Here is a 24,441-nt window from a genome sequence, read left to right as displayed (position 1 = left end):
GCGGGTTGGCTGGAGAAGGTGGACCTGCACACGCACACTTTCCGTATCCGTGATGACGTCGGCAATACCGTTGAGCTTCGCCGGGTCATCGACGACAAGGCCGCTGGGCTGCTAGTCGGGCAGTGGGAGTGGGAGGCCCGCGGCGCCAAGGGGCGCGCGAAGGTGCTGGCCCGCTACGCGGTGTGGCTGGGTGAGCACCGCGACGAGATCGAGCGGCTGCTGATCGCCGAGACCGGCAAGTCCGCCGCGGACGCGGCCCAGGAAGTCCCGCTGATCCTGATGATCACGTCGTACTACGTGCGGACCATGGAAAAGGCGCTGGCGCCGGAGTCCCGGCCGGCGGCGTTGCCGTTCCTGTCGATCAAGAAGATCACCGTGCACTACCGGCCGCGCCCGGTCGTCGGCATCATCGCGCCGTGGAACTACCCCGTCGCCAACGCGCTGATGGACGCGATCGGCGCGCTCGCCGCCGGGTGTGCCGTGCTGCTCAAACCCTCCGAGCGCACCCCGCTGACCGCCGAATTGCTGCTGCGGGGTTGGCTGGACTCCGGCGGCCGCGACGTGCTGGCGCTGGCGCAGGGCGCGCGTGAGGTGTCCGAGGCCGTCATCGACAACTCCGACTACATCCAGTTCACCGGGTCCAGCGCGACCGGCGCGAAGGTGATGGAACGCGCCGCGCGCAGGCTCACGCCGGTGAGCCTCGAACTCGGCGGCAAAGATCCGATGATCGTGCTCGAAGACGCCGACATCGACCTCGCCGCACACGCCGCGGTGTGGGGCGCGATGTTCAACGCCGGGCAGACCTGCGTCTCGGTCGAGCGGGTGTACGTACTCGAACAGGTCTACGACCAGTTCGTCGCCGCGGTGGTGCGCGACGTCGAGAACCTCAAGATGGGCGCGGGGGAGGGTTACGCGTTCGGCGCGCTGATCGACGACAGTCAGGTCGAGGTCACCGCACGGCACGTCGAGGACGCGCTGGCCAAGGGCGCGCGGGCGCTGACCGGTGGCAGGCGCGGGTCCGGGCCGGGCAGTTTCTACGAACCGACGGTGTTGGTGGACGTCGACCACTCGATGGCGTGCATGACCGAGGAGACGTTCGGGCCGACGCTGCCGATCATGAAGGTCTCCTCGGTTGAAGAGGCGGTGCGGCTGGCCAACGACAGCCCGTACGGACTGTCCGCCGCGGTCTTCTCCAGGGACGTCGAGCGCGCGCAAGCCGTTGCGCTGCAACTGGATTGCGGCGGCGTGAACGTCAACGACGTGATCTCCAACCTGATGTGCACCACCGCCCCGATGGGCGGGTGGAAATCTTCGGGGATCGGGGCGCGCTTCGGCGGCCCGGAGGGGCTGCGCAAGTACTGCCGGATCGAGACGGTGGTCAGTCCGCGCACCAACGTCGGTGCCGGTGGCAACTACTACAACAATTCGCCGCGGGCGCTGAAGCGGATGAACACGCTGATGACCAAGCTCGCGTTGATCCGCCCGCGGCGCATCGCGAAGTAGCCGCCCACCGGTTGTTCACCGTCCCGACACCTGCGTGTCCGCGCAGGTCGATAGTTTGCGGCGGTGACCCTGGACATCTCCGGCTACAGCGTCGTCGACGACGATGACGACGATCCCGTCCTGCTCCTCCAACCCGGCGGCAGAGCCGTCGACACCTGGCGCGAGAACTACCCGTACGACGAGCGCATGGGCCGGCCCGAGTACGAGGAACAGAAGCGCCTGCTGCAGATCGAGCTGTTGAAGCTGCAGAAGTGGAGCCAGACCCACGGGCACCGGCACGTCATCGTGTTCGAGGGGCGTGACGCGGCGGGCAAGGGCGGCACGATCAAGCGGTTCATGGAGCATCTCAACCCCCGCGGCGCCCGCGTCGTCGCGCTGGAGAAGCCGACCGAGAAGGAACGCACCCAGTGGTACTTCCAGCGCTATGTCGCACATCTGCCGTCGGCCGGTGAGATGGTGCTGTTCGACCGGTCCTGGTACAACCGGGCTGGCGTCGAGCGGGTGATGGGATTCTGCACGCCCAAGCAACACGCCGAATTCATCAGGCAGGTCCCGCTTTTCGAGCAGATGCTGGTCAATGACGGCATCAGCCTGACCAAGCTGTGGTTCTCCGTGACGGCATCCGAGCAGCGCACCCGCTTCACCATCCGTCAGGTCGACCCGGTGCGGCAGTGGAAACTCTCGCCGACCGATCTGGCATCGCTGGACAAATGGGACGACTACACCGCGGCCAAGGAGGACATGTTCGCCTGGACCGATACCGAGACCGCGCCGTGGACGGTGGTCAAGAGCAACGACAAGAAGCGTGCCCGCATCAACGCGATGCGTCACGTCCTGAGTAAATTCGACTACGACAACAAGGACCACGACGTGGTGGGCCGGCCGGATCCGCTCATCGTGGGGCGCGCCCTTTCCGACTGACCGCCAGGACGCGTCCAGACAAGGAGGACGCGTCCGTGCGTTTTCTCGCCGCACTGCTGTTGTGGCTGCTCACGACGATCGCGCTGACCGCCGCAGTGCCCGCGGTGTGGGCGCAGACGCACATCGTCGACGAGGACGGCTACGCGGCGCTGGCCGCGTCGGCGGCCACCGACGGGCGGTTGCAGGACGCGATGGCCGCCGAGCTGACCACCCAGGTCGTCTCGCTGGGCGCCGAGAACGGCTACCAGCTCAACCCCGAGCTGGTTCGTCAGGTGGCGGATTCCTATACCCGCAACTCCGGCTTTCCCGGGCAGTTCGCGCAGGCCAACCGCATCGCGCACCGGTGGATGTTCACCGGAGCCGTGCCCAGCGGCAACTCCACCGACCAGTGGCTGATCGACGTCGCGCCGATGCTGTCCGATCCGTCGTTCGCCGCGACGTTGGGCACGCTGGACCTGCAGGTCCCGCCGACGCTGACGGTGCCCATCACGGTGGACACGCCCGAGCTGCAGCCCGGCAAGCTGCGCTGGTTGTCGACCTGGGGCCCGTGGGCCGGCGGCGGTGCCGCGGTACTGACCGGCGTGTTCGCCCTGTTGACACTCGGCGCGGCCAGATCCCGGGGCAAAGCCCTGACCGCCCTGGGGGTTTCGGCCCTCCTCGTCGGCGCCGCGGGCTGGGCGGCCATCGAGGTCGCCGGCCGCTACGTCGACGCTGCGCTGAACCGCACCACCGGGGACATCCGAACGGTCGCCGAGGTCATGGTGGCCCACACCGAAGCCAGCCTGCATCAGTGGTTGAACTACACCTTGATCGCCGGTGGCGCGCTGGTGGTCCTCGGTGTGCTGGGGGCCGTGGTGGGCGGGGTGCTGCGTCGGCCTACAGCCGGTCCATCTCCCGCGCCAGCAACGCGTTCTCGATGAAGGCCAGATGATGCGGATGCCCGTGCACGTCCCAGTCGGTGCAGACGTGCCGGGGATGGTGACTTCTCCAGTGCAGCAACGCATCGACCCTCGGAGGCATGGTGATCGTCATCGTCTTCTCCCCTCTTCGGTGATTCCCACAAATCGTCGCCCCCGTCAGCACCGGAGGCATCAGTAGTTCGGTACTTACCTTTCGCGCCCCTGTTACGTGACCACCCTTCGACACGGCCGTGGCCGTGCACGGTGGTGGTCATCGATTGGGATTACCGGCGGTGGTCGAGCAGTCCGGCGAGCTCCTCACGACTCGTCGCGCCGGTCTTGGCCATCGCGTTGTAGATATGGCTCTCCACGGTGCGCACCGACAGCCGCAGCCGGTCGGCGATGTCGCGGTTGGATATCTGCTCTGCGAGCAGCATCACGACCTCGCGCTCCCGGTCGGTGAGCGGTAGCCGTTCGACGGCCTGCCGCAGGGCAGGCGTGCAGGCTCCGCCGGCCGCCTTGGCGAAGGCCTCGGCGCGCCCCGAGCAGCGCAGTGCCGACCCGCGCAAACCCCGCTTACGGAAACACACGGCGGCGTAGGCGGCGGTGTCGACGGCGGCCACCAGGTCACCCATCCTCTCGAATTCCTTTGAGAGCACTTCCAGTTCGAGAGCATCCCCGCAACCGAGGGCTGCGGCGAAACGGCTGGCAAGCCCGGCCCGCGGGCCTTCCACGATGCCGCGGAGCTCGGCGAGGCGAGGGCCGGCCGACGTGTCACCGAACTGTGCCGCTGTTTGCAGGCACAGTACTTCGGCAGCGAATTGCCCTCGCTGACAGGAGGTTTCCGCGGCGATACGAACTTCGCGTATCGCGTCGCCGGTGGCGCCGCGGCAGCAGGCCACCCATCCCCGCGCGATGGCGCGCGCGTAGTCCAGATACCGCCAGCTGGGATGAGCGGCATTCTCCAGGCACTCAAGCGCCGGTACCGCGTCGTCGGCAAGTCCGCGCATGGCCAGCGCGGTCGTGAGCAGGATCCGATAGCGGTAGTTGAAGCCGGTGGCCGGATTCCACGCTGTCGCGCGCTGCACCACCGTGGTGAGCAGCGCACACGCCCGGTCCAGGCGTCCCGCTGCCAGCGCGGCCTGACCACTGACCGCGACCGCGACCTGCTCGAACGGCGCCCCCTGCGCGACGATCGCCTGGTCGCGCATCATCGCCGCGACCGCCTCCGCCTCGTCGATCAGGCCGGCCAGCGCCAGGGCGTTGGCGTGGGCGTCGGCGATGACGATGAACGCACGCACGGGGATCGGATAGCCGGCTTCGGCGGCCGCGACGGCTTCGGTGGTCTGCCCGATCTCGCCGTGCGCCACAGTGACCGCCCACGCTGTCAGCCGGCGCTGGAAGTTGTCGGGCAGCTGAGCGGAGTCGAAAGCGGCGGCGCGCTCCAGCGCGGCAGCCGGATCGCCCATGCCCGCCCGGTACACGCAGCGGAAGGCGTCGAGCGACGGATGCCCGGACAGCGTGGTCACCGACGCCTCGTCGATCAGGTTCTCGGCTCGCTGCGGAAGGGCGGCGGTGAAGAACAGGTTGACCGCCCGCAGGAAGGTCAGGCGGGCACGGTCGGTCTCCCCGAGGGCGGCCGCATCAACCTCGGCGAGCAGCGATTCGGCGTTACGTCCGTCGCCCAGCCAGGACAGCACGAAGGCCCGGATGATGCGTGCTTCGGGACCGCCGCCGGCCCGGATGGCGGCCTCCGACAACCGGTCGGCCAGCGGAAGGTTCAGCATCCAGGCCGCGCCGCGTGCCGCGCTGAGCAGCAGTTCGACATCGGGCGGCAGGTCGGACTCCAGGCTCAGCGCCCCCCGGCGAACCACGATGTGAATGTCGTCGCAGTGGCCGGAGTCGCCCAACTCGGTGGCCACCAGGCCCCGCAACCGGCGCAACGTCGTCTGTGGCGCCCGAGTCCGGCGCACCTCACCGTAGAGCGGATGCGCCAGCCTGACCTCGACGACATCCTCGACGGCTTCGAACGAGATCAGGCCACGGCGGTCGGCCTCTTCGAGGGCGGCCGGACCGGTGATCCGGGTCAGGGAGCGCAGTTCGATGGGTTCCGCGACCGCGACCACGTCGACGACGGTGCTGACCGCCTCGGACAGCCCCCCGATCCGTGCCTCCACCAACTCGACGAGGCGGCGCGGGATCACCGGGTCCCCGCGCCAGACCCACACACCGGCCACCAACGCCAGTCGCTCGTCGGCGATCTCCTGTTCGACGAAGTTGCGCAGATACAGGGGATTACCGCGTGTCAACGTCCACAGCCGCTCGGCGGCGTCGGGATGGACCGGGCCCCCGAGGGTTGCCGAGACCAACTGGGTGGTCGTCGACGGCGTGAGCGGGCCCACTTCGAGACGGTCGAGTTCCCCGCCCCGCCACAACTCCTGGGTGGCGGCGGGAACGGGTTCGTCGTCGCGCACCGTGAGAACCACCTTCGCGAGCCCGCGCTGGATGATCTGGTGGACGACCACGGTCGACAGGTCGTCGAGCAGTGGGACGTCGTCCACCCCGAGGACGACGGGCATACCGTCCGGCGATGCAGTCAGGGCAGCGATGACGTCGTGGATCAACTGCAGGCTGTCGATGCCGGATGCACGGGCCCACGGAGTCAGCGCGCCCAGCGGCAGGCTGCGCGCAGCGGACGTGCCCACCACCCAGCGCACCTGCCATCCACGGGCACCGAACGACTTCAATGCTTCTCGCACGATGCGGCTCTTGCCGACGCCCGCAGGGCCGCTGACCACGATGCCCGCCGAGGCGGGATCCAGCAGCGCGGCTTCGATGTGTCGCGTCTCCCAGGAGCGGCCGATCAGCGGCCATGTCAACCGCACACGGTCAGCCTAGGAGGCTGGACCACCCGGGTTAAGCGGTTTTCACAACCTGAAATCTCGGGAGTTCGCTACAGATATGGCCCAGTTCGCTTGCAGCAACCGTGGATTCCAGGACCATCGATCCGGCACCGACGCCGGCGGCCACGAGCGTTCTCCACGTCGGGTCGCCGGTGCGTGCTCATGACGACGCCGAGGACCCGCTCGAGGCGCATCGCGCGGGCGCGCGCCCGTGGCCCCGAACCGCTCAGCTATCGCCTGGTGCGTGGCGTGCCACGCGATCCGCGGTTCCCGGTGCGGCAGGGAATGTTTCTGTCTTCACAGGCAATTGCGTCCGCACCGCGCCCCGAACTCCGCCGAAATGGCATTCCAGCAGGCCCCCACGCGCATTTTCGCGGCCTGGACGCAATCTCGTCGAAAGGGGGACGTCAGGTGTTCTTGGCCACGAACCGACGCAGCAGCGGCCAACCCGCGGCAGCGTTGAAGACGACACCGCCCACGAGATACGGCCACCAGGTGCCGTGCTCGCAGGCCACCCAGAACGCCTTGGCCGCCCAATAGGGTGGCAGCACCCCGAACGCGAGGTGCCACGGGGAGTCGACGAACCAGGGCAGGCACGGTATCCCGGCGATGAGCAAGCCGAGCAGCCGCAGCATCGCGATGCCCTGCACCTTGTTGCCTGCCACCGCGACGATCAGCAGCATCGTCACCACCGACGACAGTCCGGCGACCACGCCGATGGGGATCAGCGGCCACACCACCGGCACCAGACCCGTCACCGGGATCGTCACCACCACATAGGCGGTGGTGACGGTGACGACGGTGGCGGCCCGGTAGCCGAAGAAACTCCACAACGTCACCGGGGTGACGCGCAGCGCCGTCAGCGTGCCGGCATCGATCTCGTCGAGCACCAGGAACGCCGCCAGACCGCCGACGATGATGCTGGTCAGCAGCAGCAGCAGACCGGTGAGCGCCAGCGGGTAGTAGGGCACCAGGTCGAAGTCGTAGCGCCGCGCCAGCGCCACCGTCAGCCGGGGCACCAGCACGGCGGTGCCGACGGTCCAGATCGCCGGGGCCAGCACCAGCATCACCAGCAGCGGGTCTCGGTACGTGCCGCGAAGGTCGTTGCGGCCGAACGCAGTCCAGGCTCGCAGCCGCGGCGCGGCGGGTACCGTCATCACGCCACCCCCGACCGCTCGATCACGTACCGGCCGAACATTCGCCCGGCCAGCTTGTAGAGCCCCACCGCACACAACAGCGGATACCCCACGGCGTAACCGATCTGCCATGGAGCGAGGCTGATCTGATCGAACACCGCGGCGAACATCAGCAGGGGTCCCTGGGTGGGAATCAGGTAGAGCACCGGGCTGGTCCACACGCCGAGCAGATGCAACACGGGCAACGACAGGATCAGCAGCGGCACCACCGTCGACAGGAACCAGTCACTGACCGAGTCGAACGGCAGCGCCGAGATGAAGCCCACCAGCAGCATCACGAGGGTGCCGAGCAGCACACCGGCCACCAGCAGTCCCGGACGATAGTGGGTGCCGTGTGTCGCGGTCGCCACCACCACTGCGATGAACAACGAAACACCGCTGAGCACAACGATCTTGACCGACAGGTACTCGCTGAAGCGCAGCGGGCTGCAGATCACCGCGCCGAGCGTGCGTTCCTGCTTCTCGAGGAACACCGATCCCCCGATGAAGAAGAAGCCGACGACGGTGATGTCGCCGATCAGCACGTAGGGTTCGACGATGCTACGCAGACCGTGCGGCATCGGCAGCAGCACCACCAGCCACAGCATTCCGGAGATCACCGCTGCATGCACGAACCGCTGCCGCACCTGCAACCTGGCTTCCAGGCGCAGTGCACTGACCCAGCGGTTCATGCCAGGCTCCTGCCGGTGACGTCGACGAATACCTCGTCGAGGCTGGCCTCCCTGCTGTGGATCGTCTCCACGTGGTGGTCGCGTAGCACGGTGTGGAAGTCGGGGTCGTCGGCCAGGCTGTCCATGGGGAACTCGGCGGTCTGCAATGTTCCTGCCGCGCCGCGGTATTCGACGCGTACCAAGCGCCGGCTGCGGGCGATCTTGAGTTCCGCCGGGGCGTCGAGGGCGACGATGCGGCCGTCGACGACGAATGCGACGCGGTCGCAGAGCTCGTCGGCGGTGGTCATGTCGTGGGTGGTCAGGAAGATGGTCCGTCCGCGGGACTTGAGGTCGAGGATGATGTCCTTGATCCGGCGGGCGTTGACGGGGTCCAGGCCCGAGGTCGGCTCGTCGAGGAACAGCAGCTCCGGATTGTTGACCAGCGACCGCGCGAACGTCAGCCGCATCTGCATTCCCTTGGAGTACTTGCTGACTCGGATGTCCGCCGCGTCCGTGAGGCCGACGGCGTCGAGCAGGTCGCGCGGGTCTCGGGTGGTGCCGCCGCCGTAGAGCGAGGCGAAGAACTGCAGGTTCTCCGCGCCGGTCAGCTTGAGATAGTGGTTGGGCAGTTCGAAGGACACCCCGATGCGCTCGTAGTAGTCCGGTCCCCAGTCGAGCGGGTCGCGTCCCCAGACCAGTGCCTGGCCGCCGTGCCCGCGCAGCAGTCCGATCAGCAGCTTCTGCGTGGTGGACTTGCCCGCCCCGCTGGGCCCCAGGAACCCGAAGATCTCGCCGCGGCCCACGGCGAAGTCCATTCCGTGTACTGCTGCTCGCGCGGTCTTCGGATAGGTGTACGTCAGCTCGCGCACGTCAATGACGGATTCGGTGTTCATCGGCGTCTGTGTCGCCTTTCGGTTGGGTAGGGGGTACCGATTTCCGACCAGACTTCCCGGAACGCCTCGATCGACTGTACTAAACTTTCAGAAATTATTGAAGACTATTTGTGGACAGGAGGTTTCGCCGGTGACTCCGTCGCCGAAGCTGCACGAGGCCGCGGAGCGGCTCGCGCTCGTCCTGGCTGGTCACGGTCTGCAGCGCATGACGGCGCGGGTGCTGGCGGCGCTGTTGTTCAGTGAGCGGTCCAGCGTGACCATGGCCGAGCTGGCCGAGGATCTGCACGCCAGCGCGGGGTCGATCTCCGGGGCGTTGAAGATGTTGACGTCGGTCGGGCTCGCCGAGCGGGTGCCGGCACCGACCAGCCGCCGCGACCACTTCCGCCTCCGTCCTGACGCCTGGGCGACGCTGTACACCGGTCAGAATCAGACGATCGCCGCGTTCCTGGACGCCGCTGATTCGGGGATCGCGGCCACGGGTACCACCAGCGTGGCCGGGCAGCGCCTGGTGGAGATGCGGGACTTCTACGCCTTCCTGATGGCCGAGATCCCTGCGGTGCTGGAGCGCTGGCACGCCCGGCGTCCCTGAGCCTCGGCTAGGCTCGGAACCGAGGTCGACCGGAAAGGCTGTTCGTTGTCTACAGAGGGCACCGCCGACATCGGCGGTCTCGCCGGCTGGACCGTAGATCTGATGGACCGCCTCGGAGGGCCGGGTGCCGGGCTGGCCATCTTTCTCGAGAATCTCTTTCCGCCGCTCCCGAGCGAAGTGATACTGCCGATGGCGGGCTTCGCCGCGCGGCTGGGCCGGCTTTCCGCCTGGGAGGCCATCATGTGGACCACCCTGGGCTCGGTCCTCGGCGCGTGGGTGATCTATTTCCTCGGCGCATGGCTGGGCCACGAGCGGATGCGCAGGCTCGCGATGAGGATCCCGTTGGTGGACACCGAGGACATCGACAAAGCCACGGCCTGGTTCGCCCGCCACGGCACCAAGAGCGTGTTCTTCGGCAGGATGCTGCCACTCTTCCGCAGTGGCATCTCCGTTCCTGCGGGCACCGAGCGGATGAACTTCTTGGTCTTCACCCTGTTCACATCACTGGGCAGCTTGATCTGGAACAGCGTGTTCGTCGGGGCCGGATATGGCTTGGGCGCCAACTGGCACCGTGTCGAGCCCTATGCGTCCACCTTCCAGTCCGTCGTGCTCGCCGCGGTCGTCGCGGCCGTCGCGTGGTTCGTCGTCTCGCGGCTTCGCCGCCGGAAGCCGCGTGCCGAGGAGCGGTGAACGGCTGGTGCCGGCTCAGCCGGGCAGCAGCCCGATCTGGCGGTACACCGCGCGCAGATAGCGCCGCATCTCGTCGACGTCGGGAGGGTCGGGCTGCAGCACCCGGTAAGTCACCGCACCGACCATCATGTCGATGGCCACATCGAAGTCGGCGTCGACGGCGACGGTGCCCAGTTCGCGGGCCCGCTCCAGCAGCGCGGTCGCCAATTGCCGGCGGGGCAGGATATAGCGGCGCCAGTAGGTGGCCATCAGCTCCGGGTGGCTGACCGCCGAGCCGAAGACCCGGGCGACCAACGCGCGGTACTGCGGGGTGGTGGTCGCGGCGGCGGCTGCCTCGATCGCGGCCTCGACCAACTCATAGGGCGACTCGGTCGCGATGGCCTCCGGTGATGCCCACCCCGCCTCGTCGACGACCAGTGTCTCCATGGCGGCCGAGATCAGCTCATCCTTGGTCGACCAGCGCCGGTAGATGGTGGGCTTACCGACGCCCGCCCGCTTGGCGATCTGCTCCATGCTGGTGCCCTCGACGCCGTGCTCGATGAACAGCTCGAGGCCGGCGCGCAGGATCGCCGCGTCGGCAGCCGAGTCCCTCGGCCGTCCGCGGGTAACCGTCACCGAGCGTGGCCTGTCGTCAACGCTCCTGCCAGCCAACCGTTCACACCGTGAGCATCGTCGGCGGCACCCCGCCACGCCAGATGACCGTCGGGCCGGATCAGCATTGCTTGGTCACCGTCGAAGGTCAGCACCGCGACGAACTCACCGAGGTGCCGTCGGGCCGCGTCGGCGCATCCGGGCGGGGCGCCGGCCGGGGTCAACAGGGCCCAGTGTCCACCGAGCTCGCGATGCAGCAGCGACGACGAGCGGTCCGGTCGCACGCACGCCAGGTCGGGAATCCGGTCACCGGGCCGGGGTTTGCGGCCACGTCCACCCAGCGGTCCCTTGCGGTAGCTCACCCACAACTGTGACGCGGTGTAGGTCGTCCACCGCTGTATCGGCGCGAGTCCGAAGAGCTTCGGTGCGACCCGATCCCGCAGGAATCGCCCCACCGGGTTGTCGGCGACGTTGACCCGCGTCACCGCGCTGGTGCCGCGCAGCACCTCGGTGGCCAGCGGTCGGCGCTCGGCTTCGTAGGTATCGAGGAACGGGTCGGCGGCCAGGCCGCGACTGACCAGCGCGAGTTTGAAAGCCAGGTTCTCCGCGTCGCCGATGCCGGTCAGCATGCCCTGCCCGCCGAACGGGGCATGGGCATGCGCGGCGTCACCGGCGATCAGGACCCGGCCGCGGCGGTATCGGTCGGCCAACCTGCGGTGCACGGTGAAGACCGACAGCCACTCCGGTTCGCCGACATGCACCCGGCGGCCGCTGCGCTGCGGGATGATCTGCCGCATTCGCTCGAGAACCTGGCTTTCGTCGGGCTTCTCGGCGTGGCCGGGGTCGTAGGCCAAGATCCGCCAGAGATCGTCGCGCCCGCTGCCGTCGGGCATGGGCATCGCTCCGAGCAGGCCGCTGGGATGGATCCAGCCGGTGGTGCCGCCGCGGTCGAGGTCCCAGTCGAGGTGCAGATCGGCCAGCAGCCAGCGTTCGGTGAGCTTGACGCCGGGAAACCCGATCCCGGCCCGTCTGCGGGTGGTGCTGTTGGTGCCGTCGCAGCCGACCAGCCATCGGGCCGCGACGACGGACCCGTCGTCGAGTTCGGCGACGACGGAATCGTCGTGATTGCGCAGCCCGGCCAGTCCGTTGCCCCACTGCGGGGTCACGTCGAGGTCGGCGAGCCGGGCCCGCAACGAGGCTTCGACCTTGGCCTGCGAGATGACCATCGGCGGTGCGGCCGTGTGCATCCGGGGGTCGCCGAATTCCAGGGTCATGAGTGGTCGGTCGCCCAGGTAGTTGGTGATGCGCATGGCGCGCAGCGACTCGTCGGGCAGAGTGCCCAGTGCGCCGATGCGGCCGAGCACTTCCGAGCCGCGGGCGTGCAGGAAGTTCGCCCGTGACGTCGTCGCCGGACCGGCGGCCCGGTCGACCACCCGGACGGTCAGACCGTGTAATCGCAGCGCGCACGCCAGTGTCAGGCCCGTCGGCCCCGCGCCCACCACGACCACGTCGGCGTCCACCATGACGACGATAATAACGAAACGGGACCGTAACGGATAGGGTCAGGGCGCGATGATGTGTGTCGGGTCCGGCCGGCGGCCCGGGGGCGCCTGGCTGTAATCGCCCCACGGTCCGTCGCGTTGCTCGACGGCGGCCCGAACCCCGTCGGCGGCGGCCGTGTCGATGAATCTCAACGCCTCCGGCGTGTTGCGCATCAGACCGTCCAGGATCCCGCCGAGGGTCTGCGTCGAGGCCAGGCCCATGTTCTCGAACGCCTGATTGACGATGAGCTTCTGAGCCTGCAACTGCGACAACGGAATTCCCGAAAGTTTGGCGGCGATCTCGCCCACCCGCGCCTCGAGCCGTTCGAAGGGCACCGACTCGTTGATCAGACCGGCTGCGGCGGCTTCTTTTCCGGTCAACGGTTCGCCGGTCAACGCGTGCCACTTCGCCTTCGCCAGCGAGAGCCGGTAGATCCACATGCCGGTCAGGTACGCGCCCCACATCCGGGAGTACGGGTGCCGATGACGGCGTCGTCGCTGGCGATGACGATGTCGGCGCACAAGGCGTAGTCGCTCGCGCCGCCCACGCACCAGCCGTGCACCTGCGCGATCACCGGTTTCGAGGCCCGCCAGAGCGCCATGAACTTCTGTGTCGGGCCGGTCTCGCGGGCGCTGACCACCGCGAAATCCTTACCCGGATCCCAGCGTCCGTCGGTGTTCATCGACTCGCCCCAGTGCTGGAAGCCACCGCCGAAGTCGTAGCCGCCGGAGAACGCGCGCCCGGCTCCGCGCAGCACGATCACCTTCACGGTGAGATCTCGTTCGGCCAGACCGACCGCGGCCTCGATCTCGTCGGTCATCGGCGGGACGATGGTGTTCAGGTGCTCGGGGCGGTTCAGGGTGATGGTCGCCACCGCGTCGCGCGTGCGGTAGAGCAGCGTCTGGAAGTCGGTCACGGCCAGCTCCTTGCCTCGCAGCGATGGTAGCCGTCAACCCCCGGCCGGCGGATCCGGTTCGCGGTGCGGTTCGTAGGCCGAACGGATCCGTCCGCCGACCTTGATGTGCGGGGTGCGGAAGTACGCCCAGCCCGTCATCAGGATCACCGCGGCCGCGGCGAACGCGAGCGAACTCTGCACATCGGGCAGACCGCCGAGGAACAGCAACAGCACGCCGGCGGCGGTGCCGGCCCAGTAGATCCGGCGCTTGACCGCGCGCGCGGGCAGGGTGGCGGTGTCCCACCCCGGGACCACTGCGGCGAGCAGCAGGCCCAGCGCGCCCGCGCCGAGCAGCACCCAGGACACCGTGGTCATGAGCTCGGCAGCAGCATCTGGAAGCCGTCCACGATCTCCTGCGAATCCTTGACGTACTTCGGGTTGACGGGGTCGGTGGTCTGGATCGTCACCGTCGCCAGATAGGTGGTACGACCGACCTCGGCGACCACGGCATGCATGATGATGGGCCGTTCCGGGGCGGGCCCCAGCGGAGGAGCCATGTAATGCGTGGTCTCGGAAGGTAATCCGCAGGTGGTGTTGGTCTGCGTCTCCAGATCGAACGCGCCCATCATGGTCTCCAGGTTGCCCCGGTTCTGGTCGAACACCTCCTCGGGCGTCTGGTCACCGCGCGCCGATTCGAGGGTGACGACGGCATTGGTGGCGAACCGGTCGGCGACCAGATCGGCCGAGACGATCGTGTAGCGGATGATCTGGCTGTCCATCATCGCGTTGCGTTCCCACCCGTCCGGCACCGGGATGCGCAGGCGCGGTTCCCGGTCGTCGGCGCTGGGGATGTCCTCCAGCGGCGCGTCCACGGTCGTGCACAACCCCTCGTCGCCGTCGGACGCCGATACCTGCGGCGCGTCGCCGACCGCAGTCACCGCCGTCCCGGTGACGGTCTGCGCGCAGCCGGTCAGCGTCAGTGCCGCCGCGGCGACGGCGAACAGAGGTCTCCAGGGCAGCGTCATCTCAGTTTCCGTTCAGCGTGCGGTGCAGGAATTCGTAGACCAGCGCGGCGCGGAACGCGATCTGCGGGTTGTCGGACGCACCGGCGTGGCCGCCTTCGATGTTCTCGTAGTAGTGCACCGGCTGTCCGGCGGCCTCCAGTGCCGCGGTCATCTTCCTCGCATGGCCGGGGTGCACCCGGTCGTCGCGGGTGGACGTCGTGATCAGGACCGGCGGATAACGCCGGTCGGTCGAGATGTTCTGGTACGGCGAATATTCCGAGATGAAGGCCCAGTCGTCGGGATCGTCGGGATCGCCGTACTCGGCCACCCAGGACGCGCCGGCCAGCAGCAGGTGGAAGCGCTTCATGTCGAGCAGCGGCACGCTGCACACCAGCGCGCCGAACAGCTCGGGGTACTTGGTGAGCATGATGCCCATCAGCAGCCCGCCGTTACTGCCGCCCTGGGCACCCAGCTGCTCCACCGTCGTGATGCCGCGGGCCACCAGATCCTTTGCCACCGCGGCGAAGTCCTCGGCCACCAGGTGGCGTCCCTCCCGCATGGCCTGGGTGTGCCAGGTCGGTCCGTACTCACCGCCGCCGCGGATGTTGGCCAGCACATAGGTGCCGCCGCGGGACAGCCACAACCGGCCGAGCACACCGTCGTAGCCGGGGGTGCGGGACACCTCGAATCCGCCGTACCCGCCGAGCAGGGTGGGACCGGCGGCCTCGCCGTGCCGGTGCCCGACTACGAAGTACGGGATCCGGGTGCCGTCGTCGGAAGTGGCGAAGTACTGGGACACCTCGACGTCGGCGGTGTCGAAGAACGACGGGGCCCGCTTGATCTCGCCGAGCTGCCCACCGGCCGGGCCGTGGAGCAGCCGCGACGGGGTGGCGAAACCCGAAGAGTCGAGGAAGATCTCGTCACCGAGGCTGTCGGCCCCGACGATCGAGGTGTTGGTGTTCTCGGGCAACCCGGGCACCGGTTCGGCGGTCCACGGCCCCGGGGTGTAGACCTGCACGCGGCTGGCCACATCGGCGAGTGTGACGACGACCAGACGGTCGCGGGTCCACGCGTAGTGGTGCAGGCAGGTGTGCGCGTCGGGGGTGAACACCACCTGCAGTTCGGCTGTGCCGCCGAGGAACTGCTCGTAGTCGGCGGCCAGCAGCGATCCCGCCGGGAAGGTCCGGGTTCCGTATGTCCAGTCGGTGCGCAGTTCGACCAGCAGCCACTCACGGTGGATCGAGATGCTGGCGTCGGTGGGGGTGTCGATGCGGATCAGCTCGCCGGCGCGCAGTTCGTAGACCTGCTCGTTGAAGAAGTCCAGGGCGCGGCTCACCAGTGTGCGCTCGAAGCCCTCGGTGCGGTCGCGCGACGCCGCCACGATGACGTCCGAATCCGCGCCGCTGAACACGGTTTCGGCCTCCGACAGCGGCCGGCCGCGCCGCCACCGCTTGACCAGCCGGGGGTAGCCGGACTCGGTCAGCGATCCCTCACCGAAGTCGGTGCCGACCAGCAGGGTGTTCTCGTCTTCCCAGGACACCTGCGACTTCGCCTCGGGCAGCTCGAACCCGCCGACGACGAATGTGCGTGTGCGCATGTCGAATTCACGCACCACGGCGGCGTCGGAGCCCCCGCGGGACAGGCTGACCAGAGCCAGCGAGTGGTCGGGTTCGATGACATCGGCTCCGGCCCAGACCCAGTTCACGTCCTCGGCCGCCGCGAGGGCGTCGACGTCGATGATGACGTCCCAGTCCGGTTCCTCGGTGCGGTAGCTGTCCAGCGTGGTGCGCCGCCACACACCCTTCTGGTGCGACGCGTCGCGCCAGAAGTTGTACAGGTGTTCGCCGCGCCTGCGCACGTACGGGATCCGGGCGTCGGTGTCGAGCACCTCGAGCGCCTCGGCGCGCATCTGCTCGAACCGCTCACCGGCGAACTCGGCCAGCGTCGGTTCGTTGTGCTCGTGGACCCACCTCAGCGCGTCGTCGCCGGTGACGTCCTCCAGCCACAGGTACGGGTCGGTGTCGATCTGCTCACGGCGGGTGTCTGTCACGCCCCCCATTCTGCGCACCCGCCGAAATGGCATTCCAGCAGGTCCTCACTCGATCTTTTCCTGCTGGAATGCCATTTCGGCGGAGGTCGGGGCTCAGGACAGGTGGTGGACCTCCTGCAGGCCGTAGACCGGGGTGGCCATGCCCTCGAAACGCGCCTTGAGCTGCAGCGCCAGGTACAGCGAGTAATGCCGCGACTGGTGCAGGTTGCCGCCGTGGAACCACAGGTTGGGCTGCTGGGTCGGCTTCCACATGTTGCGCTGCTCGCCCTCCCACGGGCCCGGGTCCTTGGGGGTGTCGCTGCCCAGCCCCCACACCTTGCCCACCTTGTCGGCGACGTCCTGGCCGATCAGGTCGGCCGCCCAGCCGTTCATCGAGCCGTACCCGGTCGCGTACACCACCACGTCGGCGGGCAGTTCGGTGCCGTCGGCGAGCACCACCGAGTTCTCCGTGAGGCGGTCGACTTGCCCGTGCGCCAGCTTGATCCGGCCGTCGGCCACCATGTCGCAGGCGCCGACGTCGATGTAGTAGCCCGACCCGCGGCGCAGGTACTTCATGAACAGGCCCGAACCGTCTGCGCCCCAGTCCAACTCGAATCCGGCCGCCTCCAGGCGGTCGTAGAACTCCTTGTCACGCTCGCGCATCCGGTCGTAGAGCGGGATCTGGAACTCGTGCATGATCCGGTACGGCAACGACGCGAACGTCAGGTCCGCCTTCTCGGTCGTCATCCCGGCGGCCAGCGCCCGCTCCGAGTACAGATCGCCGAGCCCGATGTCCATCAGGGTGTCGGACTTGACGATGTGCGTCGAGCTGCGCTGCACCATCGTCACGTCCACGCCGTTCTCGTAGAGCGCCTTGCAGATGTCGTGGGCGGAGTTGTTCGATCCGATCACCACGGCCTTCTTGCCGACGTACGGGTCCGGGCCGGGATGCGCGCTGGAGTGGTGCTGATCGCCGCGGAACACGTCCTGACCGGGCAGCGTCGGGACGTTGGGTTTGCCCGACATCCCGGTGGCGAGTACCAGCTGGGCCGGGTGCAGGGTCAGCCGCTCGCCGTCACGGTCCACCTGGACCGTCCAGCGCTGCGCATCCTCGTCGAAGGACGCCGACAGGCACGTGGTCTTCGGCCAGTACGGCACCTCCATCACGCGGGTGTAGAACTCCAGCCAGTCGCCGATCTTGTCCTTCGGCGCGAACACCGGCCAGTTCTGCGGAAACGGCAGATACGGCAGGTGGTCGTACCAGACCGGGTCGTGCAGGCACAGCGACTTGTACCGCTTGCGCCACTGGTCCCCGGGCCGCTCGTGGCGGTCGACGACGATCGCGGGCACGTTGAGCTGGCGCAGCCGGGCGCCGAGCGCGATGCCGCCCTGGCCGCCGCCGATCACCAGCACGTAGGGCTGGACCGTCCGCCCGAGCTCGGCGTCCTCGGCGGCCTTCTTCTCCGCCCACGACCGCGGGTCCGGATCGCTGCCGTGCACCGCGCCGAGCACCCGGCTGGGCCCCTGGCGCTCCTCGTGGCCCTTGAGCTCCTGCAGCGCGGTCAGCAGCGTCCACGCCTGGTCGGTCCCGGAGTCGCTTCGGAGACGAAGGTGCCCGGTCCCGCGCCCGGCGCCCGTCTCGAACTCGAGGAACGCCGAGATCACCGCGTCATCTCCGGAACCTTCCTGCGTCGGGGCCTCGCGCGTGCGGAACCCGGACGGATCCGTCTCGATCAGTCGCGCACGCAGCATGTCGGCGATCTGATCGCGGCCTTCGACGGTCTTGATGTTCCAGGTGAACGACACCAGGTCGCGCCAGAAGCTGTCGACGGCGAACATGCCGGTGACGCGTTCGATGTCGCGCACCGCCAGCGCCGTCTGGAAGTCGGCCAGCCAGTTGTCGACCCTCTGTTGCGGGGTCAGCTCCGAGGTGATCTGAGGTTCAAGAGTGGTTGTCATGTGAGCCAGACCACACCGGCGGGATCGCTGCTGACAAGAGTTGCGAAGCGTTGCAACCAAGCACTGCAACCCCGTGCAACTCTTTCGTGGTGTGGCGGTCGTCACATGTACTGGCCGCATGAGAGCAGCTGTGTACTACGGACCGAACAAGCTCGAAGTCGACGACGTCCCCGAACCGGAGCCCGCGCCGGGCACCGTCAAGATCAAAGTCGGATACAACGGCATCTGCGGCACCGACCTGCACGAGTACTACGCGGGCCCGATCTTCGTGCCCACCACGCCGCATCCGCTGACCGGCGCGCAACTGCCGCTGACCATGGGGCACGAGTTCTCCGGCACCATCGCGGCCGTCGGTGACGGGGTGAGCGGGTGGAGTGAGGGCGACCGGGTCGCGGTCGAACCGATCTACAGGTGCGGCCACTGCGGCCCGTGCCGCGCCGGCAACTACAACGTCTGTCAGCAGATCGGCTTCCACGGACTGATGGCCGACGGCGGCATGGCCGAGTACACCGTGGTGCCTGCCGGCATGCTGCACCGGCTGCCCGAAGGCGTGCCGCTGGAGTTGGGTGCCCTCGTCGAGCCGATGTCGGTGGCCTATCACGCCGCAACCCTCGGCGATGTGAATCCCGGCGACACCGCGATGGTGTTCGGCGCCGGTCCGATCGGTATCGGGCTGTGGTTCGCGTTGCGGGGCAAGGGAATCGACGATGTCTTCGTCGTCGAGCCGTCGCCCACCCGGCGCGCCGCGATCGAGGCGCTCGGCGCCCGCGCCCTCGATCCGGGCGGTGCCGACGTGCCGGCGTTCATCGCCGACCACACCCGCGGCGACGGCGCCGACGCGGTGTTCGACGCCGCCGGGGTGACCCCCGCGGTCACCACGGCGCTGGCCTGCATCGGGTCCCGCAGGCCGATGATCAGTGTCGCGATCTACGAGAAGCCTTTGGAGACACCACTTCTGAACCTCGTCATGAACGAGTCCCGGATCCAGGGCTCGTTGTGCTACACCGGCGAGGACTTCGACGCGGTGATCGCGTTGATGGCCGAGGGCCGGTACGACACCACCGGCTGGGTGACCCGCATCCCGATCGACGACGTGGTCGACGAGGGCTTCGAGGCACTGCACGCCGGCACCAAGATGAAAGTTCTCGTCGACCCGAACGGAGCCTGATCCGATGACACTCAACGGAAGAGTCGCACTCGTCACCGGTGCGGCACGCGGTATCGGCCGGGGCATCGCGCTGCGCCTGGCCCGTGACGGCGCCGACGTCGCTCTGGTCGACGTCGAGCCCGGCGGTATCGACGGCGTCGCCGGCGAGATCGCCGAAATCGGCTGCAGAGCCACGACATTCGTGGCCGACGTGAGCGACCGTGAGCAGGTGTTCGCCGCTGTCGAGCACGCCGCTTCGGCGCTGGGCGGTTTCGACATCATGGTCAACAACGCGGGTATCGCGCTCGTCGGGCCGGTCGCCGAGGTCACCGCCGGGCAGGTCGAGAAACTGTGGGCGATCAACGTCAACGGTGTGCTGTGGGGCATCCAGGCCGCGGTCGCGAAGTTCAAGGAACTCGGCAACAACGAGGCCGGCAAGATCAGCAAGATCATCAACGCCTCCTCGATCGCCGGTCACGACGGCTTCGCGATGCTCGGCCCCTACAGCGCGTCGAAGTTCGCGGTGCGCGGACTGACCCAGGCCGCGGCCAAGGAGCACGCCGCCGACGGCGTCACCGTCAACGCGTACTGCCCCGGCGTCGTCGGCACCGACATGTGGGTCGAGATCGACAAACGCTTCGCCGAGCTGACCGGAGCCGCCGAAGGGGAGACCTACGACAAGTACGTCGGCGGCATCGCGCTGGGCCGGGCGGAGACACCCGACGACGTCGCCGGCTTCGTGTCGTACCTGGCCGGCCCGGATGCCGACTACATGACCGGGCAGGCAGTCCTGATCGACGGCGGCCTGGTCTACCGCTGAGATGCGGAGCACACTGGGAGCCGATGCAAGGTTCGCCCGTGCCTGAGCCCGCGGTGGCGGTCGGGGAGGATCCCCGCGACTACGCGCGGCTGATGTCGGCCGTCTACGACGCGACGATGGCGGGTCACCGGGCCCCGGCGCGGCCGCGGGAGGTCATCGGCGACTCCTGGCGGCGGATCATGGCCCGCGGTCTGGACACCCCGGCCGCCGACAGCACACCGGTCGTGGAGACCGGCGCGCTGGAGATGCTGCGGTGCTCGTCGGGGCTGATGGACGTGCTCGACGAGATCTCCCACGGCCTGGAGTCGCTGGTCGCCGACGGGGACAACATCCTCGTCGTCGCCGACGCCCGCGGGCGGGTGCTGTGGCGCTCCGGTTCCCCCGCGGTGCTGAACAACGCCGACCGGCTCGGCTTCATCGAAGGCGCCAACTGGGGTGAAGGGGCGGTCGGCACCAACGCCATCGGCACCGCGCTCGTGTCGCAGCGCCCCGTGCAGGTGTTCTCCGCCGAGCATTTCCTGCGCAGCCACCACCCGTGGACCTGCGCGGGCGCCCCGATCCGGGATCCCCGCACCCGCCACGTCATCGGCGTCGTCGACGTGTCCGGTCCGGCGGCGACCGTGCACCCGACCACGATCGCGCTCGTCGCCGCGGTCGCCCGGCTCGCCGAATCGCACCTGCGGCAGGAACACGACCGCACCCTGAACCGGCTGCGCGCGCTGGCGGCGCCGATCCTGGCCCGGATGGACAGCCCCGCGCTGGCCGTCGACACCGAAGGATGGGTGGCCGCCGTCGACGCGATGCCGCTGCACAACCGGATCCTGCTGCCCGAGACGATGAGCCCGGGCCGGGTCTGGCTGACCGCGCTGGGGATGTGCGCGGTCGAACCGCTGCCCGGCGGGTGGCTGGTTCGGCTCGCCGAGCCGGACGACGGGGAGGCCCGCGTCTCGCAGGTGACGCTCGACTTCACCGACCCCGACTCACCGTCGCTGACGGTGGCGGGGGAGTTCGGCAGCTGGCGCCACGACCTGACCCTGCGGCACGCCGAAATCCTGTGCGCCCTTGCCGTCTCGCCGCAGGGCCGGACCGCGCCGCAGCTGGCCGAGGATCTGTACGGTGACCGGTCCCGGGTGGTGACCGTGCGTGCCGAGATGTCGCGGCTGCGCAAGCAGTTCACCGGGATGCTCGCGGCGCAGCCCTACCGCTTCGCCGGGTCGGTCGACCTGCAGGTCCGCTATCCCGCTGATCGCCGGCTGTTGCTTCCACCGTCGACGGCCCCGGCGATCCGCTCCGCCCGGACTGCCGGCTCGGCCGCGATCACGAAGGGGGACAATGGCTGACATGGACATCCCGAACCGCGCACTGGTGACCGAGGCCGCGGCGGAACTGCTGAGGAGCCTCCAGGGCCGGCACGGCGCCTTGATGTTCCACCAGTCCGGCGGCTGCTGCGACGGGTCCTCGCCGATGTGTTACCCCGACGGGGACTTCCTGGTCGGTGACCGCGATGTGCTGCTGGCGGTCCTCGACGTCGGTTCCGGGGTGCCGGTGTGGATCTCCGGACCGCAGTTCGACGCGTGGAAACACACCCAGCTGGTGATCGACGTGGTGCCCGGGCGCGGTGGGGGTTTCAGCCTCGAAGCGCCCGAGGGCAAGCGGTTCCTGTCGAGGGGGCGTGCGTTCACCGACGACGAGAACCGCGCGCTGGAGGCGGCCCCGCCGGTGACGGGTGCCGCCTACGAACGCGGCGAACGACCGGTGTCGCACGGCACCCACGTCGTCGCCGAGGCCGTCGACGCGTGCCCGGTGCCGCTGGCCTGACCCCTTGGGCGCGCCGCCCGGGTTTCCGGCGGCCGCGGCGTTATCGTCGACACCGTGATCCCGCTGCCGCGAGCATCGGTATTGGCCGGAGTGATGATCATCGGCGTCGCTCTCGGCATGATGGCGGCGCTGATCGCCGCCGTCGAGATCACCGCGACGATCCGTCCCGACGTGGCCATCGGCCTGGTACTCGGCGTGCCCGGCATCGTCGGCATGTCGATGATCCTGTTCTCGGGCAAGCAGTGGGTCACCGCCATCGGTGCGATGGTCCTGGCCATCGGTCCGGGCTGCTTCGGCGCGCTGACCGCGATCCAGGTGGCGTCCGGTGTCTGAGGACCAGATCGCCCTCGACGCTCCGGCCTACGCCGGTGAACTCCCGCCTCCGCCGGCCCGCCCCGTCGCCGTGCCGGGGATCACCCCGTACGTCGGCCGGTGGCGCTTCGCGCTGGTGGTCGCCGGTATGTGGCTGGTGGCCGCCGCGGCCGGGGCCGGGCTGTACTTCTGGTGGTACCAGTCGCTGAGCAAGGACGTGCCGGTGTTCGCGGTGCTGGTCTTCGTGGTGGCCTGCGTCGTGGGCAGCCTGCTGACCTCGATGGTCCAGGACCGGCCGGGCGTCGCTGCGACGGCGATCGCGATGATGTCCGCGCCGCTGGCCGCGGCCGCCGGCGCGGCGCTGCTCTACGGCGCGTATGTGTTCGGCTGGATCCCCGGGTAGGCGGCCGTCCGCCGGGGTGGCCGCGCGCTGAGGTAATTCATATGTTCAGATAGACACATGAATTCTCGCGGCGCGGTGTGCTGTGCCTTGAGTGTGGTCACCCTCGTGGCGTGCGCCGGCCGGCCCGACGAGGGAACCGCCGATCAGATCGTGCTCGCCGAGAGCTACGAACTCGGCGGCTACAACCCGGTCAACGGATACTCCGAATCGGGCGTCTCGCCGATCTACGAAGGGCTCTACCGCCCCAGCGCGGACACCGACACCACGGTGCCCGAGCTGGCGCCGGCGCTGGCCGGACGGGAACCCGAGCCGGCGGGCCCGAACCGCTGGCGCATCCCGCTGCGCTCCGGGGTCGTGTTCTCCGACGGCAGCACCTTCGACTCGGCCGACGTCGTCGCGACCTACGCCGCGGTGCGCGACCCGAAGGTGGCTTCCGAGATCTCGACGTCGGTGGCGCCCATCGTGTCGATGACCGCCGACGGCCCCGATGCGGTCACCGTCGAGCTGAACACCGCCGCGGACCCGAGGCCGCATCTGCTCATCGGGATCCTGCCGTCGGAGAAGGTCGAGGACACCCCGGCGGCCGACTGGGCGGTCAACACCGCGCCGGTCGGCACGGGACCGTACCGGCTGGACAGCCTGCGGCCCGACCAGGCGGTCCTGGTGGCGCGCGACGACTACTGGGGTGAACCGGCACAGGTGAAACGCCTCGTCTACACCTACACGCCCGACGACAACGCCCGCGCGCAGAGCATGGTGTCGGGGGCGGTCGACGGTACGAGTCTGCCGCCGCGGCTGATGGATTCGGTCGCCGGCGACGGCATCGAGGCCGTCGCCGTGCGGTCCGCCGACTGGCGCGGCGTCGCCCTTCCGGCGGGCAACCCGTTCACCGCGGACCCGCGGGCCCGGCTCGCGATGAACCTCGGCGTGGACCGCGAGGCGATGGTGCGCGACGTGCTCACCGGCTACGGCCGCCCCGCCAGCACCCCGGTGGCGCAGGTCTACGGCGACGCCTACAACCCCGACGCGCAGTACCCGTTCGACCTCGATCGCGCCAAAACGCTCCTCGACGATGCGGGGTGGCGCACGGGAGCCGACCAGGTCCGCGAAAAAGACGGCGCGCGAGCATCATTCGAGCTTCTCTACAACGCGCAGGACACGCTGCGCCGCGACCTCGCCGTCGCGTACTCGGCCGCGATGAAGCCGCTGGGCGTCGACGTCAGACCCCGCGGCACCAGCTGGGACGAGATCGACACCCGGTTCGGCGACTCGGCGGTGCTGCTCGGCGGCGGTGCGACCCCGTACAGCATCGACGCCCAGGTGTACGACACGCTGCACACCCGGGTGCCGGATTCCTCGCCGTATTCGAACCCGGGGAACTTCACCGCGCCGGGCCTGGACGAGATGCTCGAGCGGGCGGCCCGATCGGCGCCCGGCCCGGCGAAAGACGGGCTGTACCGCGACATCCAGGCCGCCTATGCCGCCGAGCCGTCACAGGTGTTCCTGGTCTTCCTCGACCACGCCTACAGCTATCGGGACCGAGGCTGGAACCAGACGTCGCCGATCATGGAGCCCCATTCGCACGGGGTGTCCTGGGGCCCGTGGTGGAACGTGGCGCGATGGACACGCTGACCCCGGCGGCGGCGGCCTGGATGTCGCGGTACAGCCCGTCTTTCG

23 protein-coding genes and 1 pseudogene are annotated in these 24,441 nt (G+C 68.9%); 12 read left to right on the top strand and 12 right to left on the bottom strand.

Going from position 1 to position 24,441, the window contains the following annotated elements:
* Positions 1-45: 45 nt before the first annotated feature.
* The 3 genes from ASJ79_RS25755 (at position 46) to ASJ79_RS25745 (ending at position 3,344) form a co-directional block, all read left to right on the top strand.
* Positions 46-1,503 carry an aldehyde dehydrogenase family protein gene (locus ASJ79_RS25755; RefSeq protein ID WP_231751041.1) on the top strand — a complete coding sequence of 486 codons (1,458 nt, stop codon included), beginning with the start codon at positions 46-48 and terminating at the stop codon, positions 1,501-1,503.
* A 63-nt stretch (positions 1,504-1,566) separates the two neighbouring features.
* The gene (gene ppk2, locus ASJ79_RS25750) at positions 1,567-2,424 is read left to right on the top strand and encodes a polyphosphate kinase 2 (RefSeq protein WP_067961511.1); all 858 of its coding nucleotides are present in this window, start codon (positions 1,567-1,569) and stop codon (positions 2,422-2,424) included.
* A 35-nt stretch (positions 2,425-2,459) separates the two neighbouring features.
* Positions 2,460-3,344 carry a hypothetical protein gene (locus ASJ79_RS25745; RefSeq protein WP_067961510.1) on the top strand — a complete coding sequence of 295 codons (885 nt, stop codon included), beginning with the start codon at positions 2,460-2,462 and terminating at the stop codon, positions 3,342-3,344.
* On the opposite strand, the gene ASJ79_RS32830 is transcribed toward ASJ79_RS25745, so the two are convergent.
* From ASJ79_RS32830 to ASJ79_RS25725, 5 genes are all read right to left on the bottom strand, one after another.
* Positions 3,301-3,456, bottom strand: a complete 156-nt coding sequence (locus ASJ79_RS32830; protein WP_156448654.1) for a hypothetical protein — start codon at positions 3,454-3,456, stop codon at positions 3,301-3,303. The two genes, ASJ79_RS25745 and ASJ79_RS32830, sit on opposite strands and share 44 nt — an antisense overlap.
* A gap of 151 nt (positions 3,457-3,607) precedes the next feature.
* A complete protein-coding gene (locus ASJ79_RS25740) occupies positions 3,608-6,208 on the bottom strand; it encodes a LuxR family transcriptional regulator (RefSeq protein ID WP_067961508.1) in 2,601 nt (866 codons plus the stop codon).
* Between the two features lie 425 nt (positions 6,209-6,633).
* The gene (locus tag ASJ79_RS25735) at positions 6,634-7,383 is read right to left on the bottom strand and encodes a fluoroquinolone transporter permease (protein ID WP_067961507.1); all 750 of its coding nucleotides are present in this window, start codon (positions 7,381-7,383) and stop codon (positions 6,634-6,636) included.
* Entirely contained in the window at positions 7,383-8,093 is a 711-nt protein-coding gene (locus ASJ79_RS25730; protein ID WP_067961505.1) for a fluoroquinolone transporter permease, read from the bottom strand. The genes ASJ79_RS25735 and ASJ79_RS25730 overlap by 1 nt, the downstream gene beginning before the upstream one ends.
* On the bottom strand, positions 8,090-8,965 hold the full coding sequence (locus ASJ79_RS25725; protein WP_067961504.1) for an ABC transporter ATP-binding protein: 876 nt from the start codon (positions 8,963-8,965) through the stop codon (positions 8,090-8,092). Before ASJ79_RS25725 ends, ASJ79_RS25730 begins: the two co-directional genes overlap by 4 nt.
* A 148-nt stretch (positions 8,966-9,113) precedes the next feature.
* Between ASJ79_RS25725 and ASJ79_RS25720 the strand changes: the two genes are divergently transcribed.
* Positions 9,114-9,554 (top strand): GbsR/MarR family transcriptional regulator, encoded by a 441-nt coding sequence (locus tag ASJ79_RS25720; RefSeq protein WP_067961515.1) that lies wholly within the window; start codon positions 9,114-9,116, stop codon positions 9,552-9,554.
* A gap of 102 nt (positions 9,555-9,656) precedes the next feature.
* Entirely contained in the window at positions 9,657-10,244 is a 588-nt protein-coding gene (locus ASJ79_RS25715) for a DedA family protein (protein WP_197420377.1), read from the top strand.
* 15 nt (positions 10,245-10,259) lie between these two features.
* Here the strand turns inward: ASJ79_RS25715 and ASJ79_RS25710 are convergent, their stop codons facing one another.
* The 7 genes and pseudogenes from ASJ79_RS25710 to ASJ79_RS25680 all read right to left on the bottom strand — a co-directional run bounded on the left by ASJ79_RS25710 (position 10,260) and on the right by ASJ79_RS25680 (position 18,264).
* Positions 10,260-10,859, bottom strand: a complete 600-nt coding sequence (locus tag ASJ79_RS25710; RefSeq protein ID WP_067961501.1) for a TetR/AcrR family transcriptional regulator — start codon at positions 10,857-10,859, stop codon at positions 10,260-10,262.
* Entirely contained in the window at positions 10,856-12,358 is a 1,503-nt protein-coding gene (locus tag ASJ79_RS25705) for an FAD-dependent oxidoreductase (protein ID WP_067961499.1), read from the bottom strand. The genes ASJ79_RS25710 and ASJ79_RS25705 overlap by 4 nt, the downstream gene beginning before the upstream one ends.
* Before the next feature lie 39 nt (positions 12,359-12,397).
* A pseudogene (locus ASJ79_RS25700) lies at positions 12,398-13,299 on the bottom strand (crotonase/enoyl-CoA hydratase family protein).
* A 27-nt stretch (positions 13,300-13,326) separates the two neighbouring features.
* Entirely contained in the window at positions 13,327-13,647 is a 321-nt protein-coding gene (locus ASJ79_RS25695; protein ID WP_067961497.1) for a hypothetical protein, read from the bottom strand.
* Positions 13,644-14,297, bottom strand: coding sequence for an LpqN/LpqT family lipoprotein (locus ASJ79_RS25690; protein WP_067961495.1), 654 nt, complete (start codon positions 14,295-14,297; stop codon positions 13,644-13,646). The genes ASJ79_RS25695 and ASJ79_RS25690 overlap by 4 nt, the downstream gene beginning before the upstream one ends.
* 1 nt (position 14,298) lies before the next feature.
* Positions 14,299-16,335, bottom strand: a complete 2,037-nt coding sequence (locus ASJ79_RS25685; protein WP_067961493.1) for a prolyl oligopeptidase family protein — start codon at positions 16,333-16,335, stop codon at positions 14,299-14,301.
* An 84-nt stretch (positions 16,336-16,419) separates the two neighbouring features.
* On the bottom strand, positions 16,420-18,264 hold the full coding sequence (locus ASJ79_RS25680) for an NAD(P)/FAD-dependent oxidoreductase (RefSeq protein ID WP_067961491.1): 1,845 nt from the start codon (positions 18,262-18,264) through the stop codon (positions 16,420-16,422).
* Between the two features lie 118 nt (positions 18,265-18,382).
* Here ASJ79_RS25680 and ASJ79_RS25675 point away from each other — a divergent pair, with 118 nt between their 5' ends.
* From ASJ79_RS25675 to ASJ79_RS25645, 7 genes are read left to right on the top strand one after another with little or no spacing between them, the layout of a single operon-like run.
* Entirely contained in the window at positions 18,383-19,432 is a 1,050-nt protein-coding gene (locus ASJ79_RS25675) for a 2,3-butanediol dehydrogenase (protein ID WP_067961489.1), read from the top strand.
* 4 nt (positions 19,433-19,436) lie between these two features.
* Complete coding sequence (locus ASJ79_RS25670) at positions 19,437-20,231, top strand: acetoin reductase (RefSeq protein ID WP_067961486.1); 795 nt, start codon at positions 19,437-19,439, stop codon at positions 20,229-20,231.
* Positions 20,232-20,254: 23 nt separating this feature from the next.
* On the top strand, positions 20,255-21,571 hold the full coding sequence (locus ASJ79_RS25665) for a helix-turn-helix domain-containing protein (RefSeq protein ID WP_067961484.1): 1,317 nt from the start codon (positions 20,255-20,257) through the stop codon (positions 21,569-21,571).
* 1 nt (position 21,572) lies between these two features.
* The gene (locus ASJ79_RS25660) at positions 21,573-22,049 is read left to right on the top strand and encodes a DUF779 domain-containing protein (RefSeq protein ID WP_067961482.1); all 477 of its coding nucleotides are present in this window, start codon (positions 21,573-21,575) and stop codon (positions 22,047-22,049) included.
* A 54-nt stretch (positions 22,050-22,103) separates the two neighbouring features.
* Positions 22,104-22,382, top strand: a complete 279-nt coding sequence (locus ASJ79_RS25655; protein ID WP_082754060.1) for a putative holin — start codon at positions 22,104-22,106, stop codon at positions 22,380-22,382.
* Positions 22,375-22,764, top strand: a complete 390-nt coding sequence (locus ASJ79_RS25650) for a hypothetical protein (RefSeq protein ID WP_067961479.1) — start codon at positions 22,375-22,377, stop codon at positions 22,762-22,764. Before ASJ79_RS25655 ends, ASJ79_RS25650 begins: the two co-directional genes overlap by 8 nt.
* Before the next feature lie 57 nt (positions 22,765-22,821).
* The gene (locus tag ASJ79_RS25645) at positions 22,822-24,396 is read left to right on the top strand and encodes an ABC transporter substrate-binding protein (RefSeq protein WP_067961477.1); all 1,575 of its coding nucleotides are present in this window, start codon (positions 22,822-22,824) and stop codon (positions 24,394-24,396) included.
* The last annotated feature ends 45 nt before the right edge of the window (positions 24,397-24,441 follow it).

The sequence above is a fragment of the Mycobacterium sp. NAZ190054 genome (genome assembly GCF_001545925.1).
Lineage (GTDB): Bacteria > Actinomycetota > Actinomycetes > Mycobacteriales > Mycobacteriaceae > Mycobacterium.
The sequence above is the reverse complement of the archived record's forward strand: the minus strand, read 5'-3'. Positions and strand labels throughout refer to the sequence as shown.

Coding starts and splice junctions, on each gene's coding strand:
- ASJ79_RS32830 (WP_156448654.1), bottom strand. CDS start 3,456: ATGACGATCACCATGCCTCCGAGGGTCGATGCGTTGCTGCACTGGAGA.
- ASJ79_RS25735 (WP_067961507.1), bottom strand. CDS start 7,383: ATGACGGTACCCGCCGCGCCGCGGCTGCGAGCCTGGACTGCGTTCGGC.
- ASJ79_RS25730 (WP_067961505.1), bottom strand. CDS start 8,093: ATGAACCGCTGGGTCAGTGCACTGCGCCTGGAAGCCAGGTTGCAGGTG.
- ASJ79_RS25725 (WP_067961504.1), bottom strand. CDS start 8,965: ATGAACACCGAATCCGTCATTGACGTGCGCGAGCTGACGTACACCTAT.
- ASJ79_RS25715 (WP_197420377.1), top strand. CDS start 9,657: ATGGACCGCCTCGGAGGGCCGGGTGCCGGGCTGGCCATCTTTCTCGAG.
- ASJ79_RS25705 (WP_067961499.1), bottom strand. CDS start 12,358: ATGGTGGACGCCGACGTGGTCGTGGTGGGCGCGGGGCCGACGGGCCTG.
- ASJ79_RS25695 (WP_067961497.1), bottom strand. CDS start 13,647: ATGACCACGGTGTCCTGGGTGCTGCTCGGCGCGGGCGCGCTGGGCCTG.
- ASJ79_RS25690 (WP_067961495.1), bottom strand. CDS start 14,297: ATGACGCTGCCCTGGAGACCTCTGTTCGCCGTCGCCGCGGCGGCACTG.
- ASJ79_RS25685 (WP_067961493.1), bottom strand. CDS start 16,335: ATGGGGGGCGTGACAGACACCCGCCGTGAGCAGATCGACACCGACCCG.
- ASJ79_RS25680 (WP_067961491.1), bottom strand. CDS start 18,264: ATGACAACCACTCTTGAACCTCAGATCACCTCGGAGCTGACCCCGCAA.
- ASJ79_RS25675 (WP_067961489.1), top strand. CDS start 18,383: ATGAGAGCAGCTGTGTACTACGGACCGAACAAGCTCGAAGTCGACGAC.
- ASJ79_RS25670 (WP_067961486.1), top strand. CDS start 19,437: ATGACACTCAACGGAAGAGTCGCACTCGTCACCGGTGCGGCACGCGGT.
- ASJ79_RS25665 (WP_067961484.1), top strand. CDS start 20,255: ATGCAAGGTTCGCCCGTGCCTGAGCCCGCGGTGGCGGTCGGGGAGGAT.
- ASJ79_RS25660 (WP_067961482.1), top strand. CDS start 21,573: ATGGACATCCCGAACCGCGCACTGGTGACCGAGGCCGCGGCGGAACTG.
- ASJ79_RS25645 (WP_067961477.1), top strand. CDS start 22,822: ATGAATTCTCGCGGCGCGGTGTGCTGTGCCTTGAGTGTGGTCACCCTC.